Here is an 11,088-nt window from a genome sequence, read left to right as displayed (position 1 = left end):
AACCGGGCGACCGTTCCGGCCGCCATGAACTCCATGTCGTCGGCATGCGCAACGACCACGAGCACCGTCTTCTTCTTAGCCATGATCTCGTTCTCCAGTTTCTGCATGGAGCGCGGCTTGGACTTTTCGGGCCTTCCTTCAATTCTCCCCCTCCTGCCACGTGCCGCGCAACCACAAAGCGGCGCGCCGGCGTACTTCTGAAGAATAGGATCATGCGCGGGCGACGCTGTTATTCTCCTGTTTCTCCGAATGCTCTGGAGGGCAGTACAAACCACGGCCCAAGATGGGTATCAAGCTGGCGCGCCGCAGGCTTGACACCCGTCATAGCCCGATTCAAAATGTTGGCCTGCACAGGACGGGGCTGGAAAGCAATCGAAAGCAATGGCCGCGTATGTCGGCTTGATATGGAGATCGGTGTCATGAAACTTACGCGCAGACAGTTTATCGGGCTGGTAGGTGCGGCAGGGCTTGCCGGATGCGCGCGCACCGGCCTCGACAAGATTACCGATGTAGACTTGGTGCCGGGCGGCCCGGGCCGCGTCACCTTTGCGGCAATCAACGATATCCATGTGCTGGATTCGCGAAGCATCAGCATCGTTGTGCGTGCCGCGGAGATGATCAACGCCACGGACAAGGTGCGGTTCACCGTCGCGCTCGGCGATCTCGCCTCCGACGGCCAACTTGGCGAATTGAGCTTGGCTTACGATGCCCTCAGCCGCCTGGAGAAACCGTGGTTCGCTATTCCCGGCAATCACGATGTCAATATGGGCGCCAAGGATATTCTGAACAACTACCGGAAGTTCTTCGGAGAACCCGACCATAGGCAAGAAGACGAGGGCTGGCTGTTCATCGGCATCGATTCGTGCAACGAAAACAAGTCCGACGTGGCTATCCGCCCGGATCAGATTGACTGGCTCAAAAAGCAGCTCAAACACACGAACGGCAAACGCCCGATTGCGCTTTTCACGCATCACCCCTTCAACCCGAATACAAAAGCCTATCGCGTGCAGAACGCCGACGAAGTCCTCGGCTTATTTTCGGAACACAACCTCAAGCTCGTGGCTTCAGGCCATTTCCACGGCAATCAGGAAGAGACCCGCGACGGTATTCTGTTCACGACCACCGCGTGCTGTTCCTCCACGCGCGACAACCACGACGGTACGACGTCAAAAGGATTCCGGCTCTTCCACCTGGATAAGGACAGCGTGACCACGGAATACGTGGAAGTCGTAGCGTAGAAATCAGGATTGAGACCGCTGGGAGGATTCCGGGGTTCAGCCCAGCCCGAGCGGCTCACCGGTTTCGACGGCGCGCGCGACCGCATCAACAATCGCGTTGAGATCGGATTCGTGTACGCCTGACAACCATACGTTGTCGGGAAAGATCATGATGTTGGGGCCGTCTTCGCATTTGTCCATGCAGCCGGACTGGCTCACGCGGACTTTGGACCGCAGTTGGCGGGCCTTGACCATCGCTTTGAGCTTGTCGCGCAGTTCGCAACCGCCGGCTCCCGCGCAGCATACGCGTTCGCCCGGTTCGCGTACGTTGGTGCACACAAAGATGATCTTCTCATGCGGAAGCGCGTTGGTTTGCATGGAGCCGCTCAGTCCCTCTTCTGCGGTACGTATTGCCCGGATTGCCCGCGCGCAATAGACAACGTCTGCCACTCCGCTCCCTTGCGCATGCGCGCCAAGTACACAATCTGTCCGACATGATACGGCACGTGGGCCAACTGTCGCTGGATCGCGTCGAGCACCGTGAGCTTCTGTCCTCGAATGGTCACGTCCTTGAGCAAATCGTCGGGCTTCAACGCTCGCAAAGTGCTCAGCATGCACGCCCAGCCTTGCTCCCATTTCGCAAGGATTGCCGAGCGCGTGGCCGACTCCGGTTCGACGAATTCGCCATCGCGGTTTCTCGTGGGTTTTTCGCCGTCCGTTGTCAGAAAATCGGTCCATCGCGACAGCATGTTGCCGTGCAAATGCTGCACAATCACGGCTATCGAATTGGACTCCTCATCCGGACGCCAAGTCAGGTCGTCGTCCGAAGTCTGCGCCAAAGCCTTGTCGCCGAGTTCCTTCGCGCCTTCGAAGCGATACACGATCGATTCGAGATAAGCGGCTCCCAGGGTATTCGAGTCCATCGTTCGGTGCTTCTCCGTCCCATGAAGCACGGCGTCCAGGAGTTCTTTCGCGTCCTTGGGCTTCACGCCTTTGAACCAGCGGTCTCCCGGCGACACCACAACGTTGGGCCCGTCGCCGCACTTCCCGAGACAGTCCGTGCGCGAGCAGCGGACCTCGTCGTCCAGACCACGCTCTTCCAGCAACTCGCGAATCTCGTCGCGCAACTTCTTGGCCTTCTTGTCGGCACACGAATCTCCCGTGCACACAAGGATAAGATGGCGATATGGGTTTTGCTTACTCTTCACTCCCGGTCTCCAATACCCCGCTTCAACCGTATTACGTGTAGCGCGCGTCAGGATGGAAGCACACGACCGCGGCCGTTGTTCCGGTTGGCGAAAACTCACCCGCCTCCGTGATACGAACACCGATGAGTTCCTGCGCGTGCAGTGTCTCGAGAATCGTCCTGTTGTACTTGGTGTCTGCCATCGCGGGATAACCCGGCGACCAGCGGATGCCGTGTTTCGCGTCGAAGCCAAGACGCGCGCGCATTTTCCCATGCACGTAGTCGGCGAGGTCCTCGGCCACCCGATCCGACAACCCTTGCAGGTAGAGCGTGGACTCCGAATCGCCCGCCTCGCGAAACTTGTTGATGTGATAATCCACGTGCGGCCCGCTGGTGGAAATCTGAACGCCAATGGCGTCGAATTGTCCCGAATTCTTGGGATGGAAGTACTGAGCCGCGCAGACCGTGTCTTTCTTGCCCGCGCCGATCACAAGAGGAAAACCGAACCGGCATACGATCCGGCTTGTGTCTTCGGGATCGTAGACAATGACTTCGCTTCCATCCGATTGGCACGGATACACGCCGCAAATGGCCATCGGCTGCACCCAATCGTCGGCGCTCGCCTTTTCGATCCATTCGTTGAACAGCGCGTTCAACTTCTCCGGCGTCTCGCCTTGCTTCAATCGCGACGCGGAGCCGCCAAATTTCCAGTTGAGCGCAAACAACGTGCGCGTATCGATGTGAGCGCGGAAGTCTCGCAAATCGAATTTCAAGACGTCATAGGCAAACCAGGGATCATCGGGAATGCGGTGCGCCGCGAACGACACCGTGCGCCGCGGCAACGTCTTCAGCAACTCTTCCTCTTCCAGCGCCTTCTTCTCCGCGCGCTCGAAGTTTCGTTGCAGCTTCTGCAGATTCTGCGTGAGGTATGCCGACGTGTCTTTCTGCGCGCGCAGCGCATTCATAATGTTCACGCCATCCATCGCCGTCGGGCAGTAGAAGACGTTCGATCGCATCGCCGCCGTGTCCGAGGCGCCCGCCATCGCGACATACGCGGCATGCCGATCGTTCACGGGCGCGCCGCCGATTAACACGGGCAGATGCGAGAGCCCTTGCTCGGCCATCATCTTCGAAACCGTGATCATATGATTGGACGTTTGCACCAGCAGCGCCGACATGCCAATAGCGTCGGCCTTGTGCTCTTTCGCCGCGTCGATGTAGCCCTGAAGCGGCGTCATCACGCCCAAGTCGATTACGCGGTAACCGTAGTTCTCAAACAAGGTCTTCGCAAGGTCTTTGCCGATCGAGTGTACATCTTGATACACCGTGCCCAGCACGATCGTCCCCTTGTATTCGATCTTCGCGTGGACGTCGACTCCCGAGGAAATCCGCATGTACTCTTCCAGGAAACCCATCACCTGCTTCATGACGTCGGCGGACTTCAGCAGATGCGGCAGCGACACCTCGCCGCGCGCAAACCCATCGCCCAGTTCGTTCATGGCGCGCATGAGATGCGTGTTCACAAACTCAAGCGGTTCGCGGTGCTTGATGACCTCCGCCACTTGAAGCACGATTCGGTCGGCGTATTTATAGTGATGCCCGCCGACTTCAATGTTGCCGTGCTCGCGCTCCTTGTGACCGTCTTTGATCTTCTCGCAGATGGCCGTCTCCACGTCGAGATCGGCATAGCTCGTGCGCTTGACGACCTCCAGGCCCTTCTTCTGCTCGGCAATCGTCTCCAATTCCTCGAATGCGTTCATGTCGTGTTCGAGGATGACTTTCAACGCAAGGTCGTAATCGCGCGGATCGAGATCCTTCACGAAAACGTAGTGGTTCGGGTTGATGATCGCCGCGTCCAGACCGCGCTTGCGCGCTTCATCCAGCCACACCGAGGTCAACACCTTGCGCATGTACGGTTTCTTCGCGAGACCGTTAGTCAGGTTGCCGACGCCGCACACGGTCCGTAGATCCGGGTGAATCGCTTTGATCTGCGGAATCGCGTTCAACGATTCCACGGCGAAGTTCATCCCTTCTTCCGACTCCGAGCCGAGCGGAAACACGTTCATGTCAATGAAGATCTGATCGGGCGTCACGCCATGCGCGCCGGCGCGCTCAACAATCTGCCGCGCAAGGTCGGTCTTCTCTTCGGCGGTCGCGCCGGGTCCTTTCGGTCCCGCCGCGAGCCCGATGTACATCGGCCAATGGTCTTTCGTTGCCTCGACAACGGCATCGACCTTGGTTACCCCGTCGGCCACTTCTTCCATGGACATGGAGTTGATGATGGGCCTGCCCGGATAGACTTTGATTGCCTCGGCCAGCGCGTCCACGGCAAACGAGTCGAGGCACATGGCCCCCGAGAAGTCGGTGGTTTGCTTGTGCACGACCTCCTTCAGCGCCGTGGTGGTGTCCACGACGTTGGAGTCCATGCACACGTCGATGACCTTGACGCCAAGGCCGCGCACTTGTTCATCGACGACTTCTTCCAATGACGCGTGATCAATGGGGCCGCCGTGTTCAACGGCTTGCCGCACCTTAATCGAACCGCGCACGTTGAGCCGTTCGCCGATCATGATCAACGTCTTGCTGCTATCGAGAAGCACCGCTTCTTGAGGCCCGGACACGTAGAGACCGTTCTCGCGCGTCCGCGCCACGGGTTTGCGGCCGCGCATCGTCTCCGCGATAGCGCGAATGTGGTCGGGCGTGGTCCCGCAACACCCGCCCACAATATTCACGCCGTATTCGCGCACGAACGTGTCGAGATACTCCGCCATCTTGTCGGGCTTGAACTTGAACACCGTGCGGCCGTCTTCAGATACGGGCAACCCCGCATTGGGAATAATCGAGATCGGCAGGCACGAATAGCGGCCAAGCTTCTCGGCCGTCTTGGCCATGAGGTCCGGGCCGATGCTGCAATTGATACCGAACGTGTCGATCCCAATACCCTGCAACGTGACCAGCGCGGCATGGATGTCCGTATTGAAAATCTGCATCTTCGAGAACTGGTCGACGGTGACCTGGGCCATGATGGGCAAGCGCTTACCCAACTCACGCATGGCTTTCAATCCGCCGAACACCGCCGCCTTCAGTTCGAGGATGTCCTGCTGCGTCTCGTAGAGCAGTACGTCCACCCCGCCTTCGACCAACCCTTTCACTTGGTGGTAGAAGTTGTCGACCATCGCATCGAACGTCGACAGTTTCAGGTTGGCGTCGGTACTGGAAAGCACCCGATTGGAGGGGCCGATGGACCCCAGGATGAAAAGCGGACGGTTGTCATAGGCAGGGTCCTTGCGGTAGACCTCGCGCGCCTCGCACGCGACCTCCGCTGCCCGCCGGCTCAGGTAGTAGGCAAATTCGTCGTACGAAAGCCGGCGAAGTTCGATACCGTAGGGCACTTTCGCGAACCGCTCCAGACTGAGACGGCTAAAGTCGTATTCGCAGAGCCGGTAGGGCGACGCGCCGAAGGTGTTGGTCTCGACCGCGTTTGCCCCCGCCTTGAAGTAGCTGAGATGGATGTCCCGGATCGCCTCGGGATGAGAGAAGACCAGGATGTCCGGGAGCATGCGGAATTCGACGCCGCCGTAGTCCTCGTCCGTGAGGGCAAGGTTTTGCACCTGGGTGCCCATGGCGCCGTCAATCACAACGATCTGTTCGCGAAGGGTCTGTAGAAAGTTCATGAAATCGCTTCTAAACTCGGGTAGATACTATTGTTAGCTTCAAAGTAACCGTGCGCGACGTGGGAATGTTCCCCGCGACAGCGCGGGGTCGCTCAGTGTAGCATAGGGCAAGGCGCTTGCGCTCATTAGCAGTGGGCGCATGCACATGTCGAAGCAGAGGGTACACAACAGAGGGGGGATCTTTGAATGAGGCAGTGTACGGGCTTACTGGCCGCGATCCTGTTCGCGAGCACGGCTTTCGCGGACCCTCTGGCGTCGTGGTCACCTGGAAACGAACAAGGGCTTCGGCAGATATTGGTACCCGATGGCCAGTGGCAACGGTCGGTCGTGGAAGGCCGCGAGGCCGTAACCCAGATTTCCGGCAGTTCGTACCTGTACTTTCAGCTTGACCCAAACCTGAAAGCCAAGACCGGCGAGACGCTCTTTATCTACGTTGAGTTCCTCGATACCGGCTACGGCATCTCCGAGTTCCAGTACAACTCGACGAGCAAGCCCTACGAGCCGGGCAAGCAAACGATCTTCACCGACTCACGCACCTGGGCCAAAGACCTCATCTCGGTTGCGAACGCCAAACTCGCCGGACTGCAAAACGGCGGGGCCGATTTCCGGATATTTCGTTCAGGCGGTCTAACTCTTGGTCGCGTAGAGGTTTATACGGAGAACCCGGGCATATCGGTGCCTTCTGACGTGGAGCGGATGAAGCAGGCGCTCTCCGGAAAGCACCGCGCCTCCCGCCCCAGCGACATGTATTACACCTTCGGCGGCGACCCGTCCGAAGCCGACGGCCCCCTGTATCGGCTCTTGGGGGCCACAAGCGTCGAAAGCTACGTGACCTGGGAAACATGCGAGCGCGCCGGGGAGGGGCAGTGGGACTGGACGCAGTGGGACAAGCAGGTTAAGATACTTCAGGACAATGACTTAAAGTGGGTGCCATTCCTGATTGTCGGCCCCGCCTACTCGACGCCCAACTGGTTCCGCTCCGGCAAGGAGCATGTGCCCTGTCGTTGCCTCGAACACGGAACCGACAGCAAAATCGAGTCGCTCTGGAACCCCAACCTTCCCGCGCGCATCGACCGCTTCCTGGCCGCCTTCGCGGAGCGTTATCGGGATAAGGGGGTAATCGAGTCCGTACTGCTGGGCATTCAAGGCGACTTCGGCGAGGCGATCTACTCCGTCACCGGCGGCGGCTGGACCTTCTTCATCCCCGGCGAATACCACAACCATCAAGGGTTCTGGTGCGGCGACCCCTATGCCCGGGCCGACTTCCAGGCCTATGCCCGGAAGAAGTACGCGACCTTGCGCCGCCTCAACGGAGTCTGGGGCACGGACTTTCAATCATGGGATACGGTGAGTTATCCCATTGAAGGCGAAAGGGATATGAAGGCGTTTCGCAACAGTCTGGCCGACGCCTCCCCCGAGACCCGCCGCCATTGGCTGGATTTCGTGGACTGGTACCGTGCCTCGATGACCGAGTTCGCCGACTGGTGGATGGCGGCGACCCGGCGCCATTTCCCCGACACGCCCATCTACCTGTGCACCGGCGGCGATGCCCCGCCCGAGCACGGCTCGAACTTCGCCGAACAATGCCGCGTGGCCGCGAAGCACGATGCCGGGGTCCGCATCACCAACGAGGGTTCCGACTACACCGCCAACTTCGCCATCACCCGATGGGTGGCTGCGGCGGGCCGGCATTACGGGGCCTACTTCGGGTTCGAACCCGCTGGTCCCGAGGACGAGCGCGGGGTCGTCGCGCGCATCTACAATGCGACAGCCTCCGGCGCGAACCAGCTCCACGACTACGCCGCCAATCTCGTCAGCCGTGCGCCGTCCATCGACGTGCAGCAGGCCAATCTCCACCACCTCTTTCACGTGCCTAACCCCGTGGTGCCCGTGGCCTTCTGGTATCCCGAAGTCCACATGACGCTCCGGTGGGGCAGGTATTTCGATAAGGCCCGGACCATGCGCGATATCGCCGACTACGACTACGTCGACGAGTCGATGCTGCGGCGCGGCGCGCTCGACCGCTACCCCGTTCTCGTGATTGCCCACGGCAGCGTCATGGAAACCAAGGACGCCAAACGGATCGCACGGTGGGTGCGCGACGGCGGACGCCTCATCGTCATGGACGTAGGCGAATTCAGGAGCGTGGAGAAGACCCGCGCGCCCGAAAGACACCTGTTCGGCAAATCGCGCGAGGGACGGCGTCTCGGCAAGGGTTCCGTGGTACGCGTCGCGGATTGGGAAGCCCTGGGCAAAACGCTTACGGCGGAGTTCGAGCGCCTGCGCCTGCCCGTGTATCCCATGACCAAAGACGGCGTGTTCGTCACCCAAACCGACGCCATCAGCCATCTGCTCCTGAACACCACGGACGCAGAGGCAACGGTCGCGATTCGCGCTGGGGAGCGGGAGCACAAGGTAGCAGTCCCCGCGCACGGCATCGCGCGGACGAGCGGCACGCAGTAATCACGACGTTGTCATCCTGAGTTCGCCGAAGGCGGACGAAGGATCTGGCAAAGGTAAGGCATTTGAAGCCAGATCCTTCGTTGCGCTCCTAAGAAACGGACCCTGCAAGTTGCTTTCGCCCTTACAGGGCTCACGTTGGGTGGGGGGCTGGTACCTGGGGTTTCGATTCGCGTCGGTGACGCGAATCGAAACCCCAGGCTAGCGTATTTCGCGCTTGCAGCGCTCCAGAGGAACAGATTGAGTGGTCGGTGGCGAAGGGACAGGCGCGCACGTTGTCCGTCGCCGAGTGAAGCGAGTAACTCGACCGCTGTTTCCGTGACCAAAACCCGCGCCCGGCGGTCCTCCACTTAGAACGACAGTTTGTTTCAGAGCGCACACACGCTACTCGAACTTCAGGAGCTTTGCCTTGATGATGCGTACGCGGTCGTAGTTGGGGCGGCTGAATTCGTCGGATTGGTCGCGGTTGCGGGACTCGGCGTAGTAGTCGCGGTCCCGTACGTTCTTGACCTCAATGGATTCGTAGACGATGGCGTCCGCGCCGCGTTTCATCGCTTCTTTTTCGGCGCGTTTGAGCAAACGGTTCTCGCTGACCCGGTTGGCCTGCGCGAACAGCTTCAATTCGCCCAGCTCGACGTGGGGCCGGTCGGCAGGCGCATCCTTCACATACACGTCAAGGCGCGTTGTCTGCGGCAATGGCTCGCCGGTGTACTGGACCGTGGTGCAGGAAGCGGCAAACAGCACGAGCGCGTAGCCAATCATCAAACCTTTTGAAATACTCACGTTAGCACCACTCCCAGGTAGCGAACCAACCAGCGTTCAGCAGGGTTGACTCCCAAAACGCTAGGACATTTGCCTGTGAATTTGACAGCACTCTGGCCGCTCATTATACTCTCTTTTTCCTATGATGACGGCGCTTGAGCTTCACAGGCGAACTGTCTCCAGTGGAGGAAACTCCTTCCTCGGAGTGGCGGGTTCCCAAACGTCGTTGGAAGCGTCAATCGCTATTCAGGAGGATGCCGGCCATGGCGTTCTACTATAACGAGCCTTCTCGTACCTTCAGCGAATATCTGCTGATTCCGAATCTGACGCGCAAAGACTGCACGCCGGACAAGATTTCCCTGCGCACGCCTTTGGTACGCCATTCCGTCGGGTCTCAACCGGACCTTTCCCTGAACATCCCCTTTGTTTCCGCCATTATGCAGGCCGTCTCGGACCATAACATGGCCATCGAGCTGGCGCGTTGCGGAGGCATTTCGTTCATCTTTGTCTCGCAGTCCATCGAATCGCAGGTCGAGATGGTCCGGAAGGTCAAGAAGTTCAAGGCGGGCTTTGTCACCAGCGACACGAACCTGCGGCCCGATCAGCCCCTGAGCGACGTGGTCGCGGCGATTGAGCGAACCGGGCATTCGACCATTCCCATCACGCAGGACGGCACGCCCACGGGCAAGCTCATGGGCATTCTGACGAGCCGCGATTTCCGGATTCACAAGGCCGACCTCAAAGCGCCTATCAGCGATTTCATGACGCCGTTCAAGAAGCTCAAGTACGGCAAGGAAGGCATGACGCTGAGCGAGGCGAACGACATGATTTGGGAGTACAAGCTCAATTGTCTCCCCATCGTGAGCGATGACCAGAGCCTTCGTTACCTCGTATTTCGCAAGGACTACGACGCTCATCGGGAGAACCCCGAGGAATTGGTCGACGACCACAAACGCCTCCTCGTCGGCGCGGGCATCAATACCCGCGACTATCAGGAGCGCGTTCCCGCGTTGCTTGAAGCAGGGGCCGACGTGCTGTGCATCGATTCTTCTGACGGCTATTCGGAGTGGCAAGCCGAGACCATTCAATGGATTAAGTCGAGTTTCGGGCAACATGTCCGCGTTGGCGCCGGTAATGTCGTCGAAGAAGACGGATTCCGTTATCTTGCGGATGCGGGCGCGGATTTCGTGAAAGTGGGCGTGGGCCCGGCATCAATCTGCATCACGCGCGAGCAGAAGGGCATTGGCCGCGGACAAGCCACCGCGCTTATCGAGACGGTCAAAGCGCGCGACGCCTATTGCAAGGACACCGGCGTCTACGTGCCGCTGTGTTCCGACGGCGGCATCGTTCACGACTACCACGTCGTGCTCGCGATGGCCATGGGCGCAGACTTCGTCATGCAGGGCCGCTACTTCGCCCGGTTCGACGAAGCGCCTGGCCGCAAGATTCGCGTTCGCGGCAATTACATGAAGGAATATTGGGGGGAAGGCTCGGACCGCGCCCGCAACTGGCAGCGGTATGACACCGGGGGCGCGTCGAAGCTGTCCTTCGAGGAAGGCGTCGATGCGTATGTCCCGTACGCGGGCCGTCTGAAAGACAACCTCGCCATCACACTTAGCAAGATTCGTTCGACCATGAGCAATTGCGGCGCGCGAAGCATCGCGGAATTGCACGATACCGCGCGCCTCACGCTCGTCTCCGCGACCAGCATTCGCGAAGGCGGGGCTCATGATGTCCTTCTCAAAGAGAGCGACATAACGTCGGAGACTTAAGCGCAGTCACCAAGAAC

At 59.6% G+C, this 11,088-nt stretch carries 7 protein-coding genes; 3 read left to right on the top strand and 4 right to left on the bottom strand.

What is annotated here, in order from left to right; all coding sequences use genetic code 11:
* Positions 1 to 419 precede the first annotated feature (419 nt).
* The gene (locus K1Y02_06080; protein ID MBX7255910.1) at positions 420 to 1,238 is read left to right on the top strand and encodes a metallophosphoesterase; all 819 of its coding nucleotides are present in this window, start codon (positions 420 to 422) and stop codon (positions 1,236 to 1,238) included.
* Between the two features lie 36 nt (positions 1,239 to 1,274).
* Here the strand turns inward: K1Y02_06080 and K1Y02_06075 are convergent, their stop codons facing one another.
* The 3 genes from K1Y02_06075 to K1Y02_06065 are packed head-to-tail and all read right to left on the bottom strand — an operon-like array spanning position 1,275 to position 6,077.
* Positions 1,275 to 1,595 carry a (2Fe-2S) ferredoxin domain-containing protein gene (locus K1Y02_06075; protein ID MBX7255909.1) on the bottom strand — a complete coding sequence of 107 codons (321 nt, stop codon included), beginning with the start codon at positions 1,593 to 1,595 and terminating at the stop codon, positions 1,275 to 1,277.
* Positions 1,596 to 1,603: 8 nt separating this feature from the next.
* Positions 1,604 to 2,425, bottom strand: a complete 822-nt coding sequence (locus K1Y02_06070) for a DUF1572 family protein (protein MBX7255908.1) — start codon at positions 2,423 to 2,425, stop codon at positions 1,604 to 1,606.
* A 31-nt stretch (positions 2,426 to 2,456) separates the two neighbouring features.
* Positions 2,457 to 6,077 (bottom strand): homocysteine S-methyltransferase family protein, encoded by a 3,621-nt coding sequence (locus tag K1Y02_06065; protein MBX7255907.1) that lies wholly within the window; start codon positions 6,075 to 6,077, stop codon positions 2,457 to 2,459.
* Positions 6,078 to 6,263: 186 nt separating this feature from the next.
* On the opposite strand from K1Y02_06065, the gene K1Y02_06060 reads away from it, so the two are divergent.
* The gene (locus tag K1Y02_06060; protein MBX7255906.1) at positions 6,264 to 8,540 is read left to right on the top strand and encodes a family 14 glycosylhydrolase; all 2,277 of its coding nucleotides are present in this window, start codon (positions 6,264 to 6,266) and stop codon (positions 8,538 to 8,540) included.
* 381 nt (positions 8,541 to 8,921) lie between these two features.
* Here the strand turns inward: K1Y02_06060 and K1Y02_06055 are convergent, their stop codons facing one another.
* Positions 8,922 to 9,320, bottom strand: coding sequence for a hypothetical protein (locus K1Y02_06055; GenBank protein MBX7255905.1), 399 nt, complete (start codon positions 9,318 to 9,320; stop codon positions 8,922 to 8,924).
* 242 nt (positions 9,321 to 9,562) lie between these two features.
* Here K1Y02_06055 and K1Y02_06050 point away from each other — a divergent pair, with 242 nt between their 5' ends.
* Positions 9,563 to 11,071, top strand: a complete 1,509-nt coding sequence (locus K1Y02_06050) for an IMP dehydrogenase (GenBank protein ID MBX7255904.1) — start codon at positions 9,563 to 9,565, stop codon at positions 11,069 to 11,071.
* The last annotated feature ends 17 nt before the right edge of the window (positions 11,072 to 11,088 follow it).

This window comes from Candidatus Hydrogenedentota bacterium, from assembly GCA_019695095.1.
Classification (GTDB): domain Bacteria; phylum Hydrogenedentota; class Hydrogenedentia; order Hydrogenedentales; family SLHB01; genus JAIBAQ01.
Note: the sequence above shows the minus strand (reverse complement) of the source record. Positions and strands in the feature narration are given on the sequence as shown.

Bases quoted from the DNA above. Each gene is read 5' to 3' on its own strand.
- K1Y02_06080 (MBX7255910.1), top strand. From the start codon at position 420: ATGAAACTTACGCGCAGACAGTTTATCGGGCTGGTAGGTGCGGCAGGG.
- K1Y02_06050 (MBX7255904.1), top strand. From the start codon at position 9,563: ATGGCGTTCTACTATAACGAGCCTTCTCGTACCTTCAGCGAATATCTG.
- K1Y02_06075 (MBX7255909.1), bottom strand. From the start codon at position 1,595: ATGCAAACCAACGCGCTTCCGCATGAGAAGATCATCTTTGTGTGCACC.
- K1Y02_06065 (MBX7255907.1), bottom strand. From the start codon at position 6,077: ATGAACTTTCTACAGACCCTTCGCGAACAGATCGTTGTGATTGACGGC.
- K1Y02_06060 (MBX7255906.1), top strand. From the start codon at position 6,264: ATGAGGCAGTGTACGGGCTTACTGGCCGCGATCCTGTTCGCGAGCACG.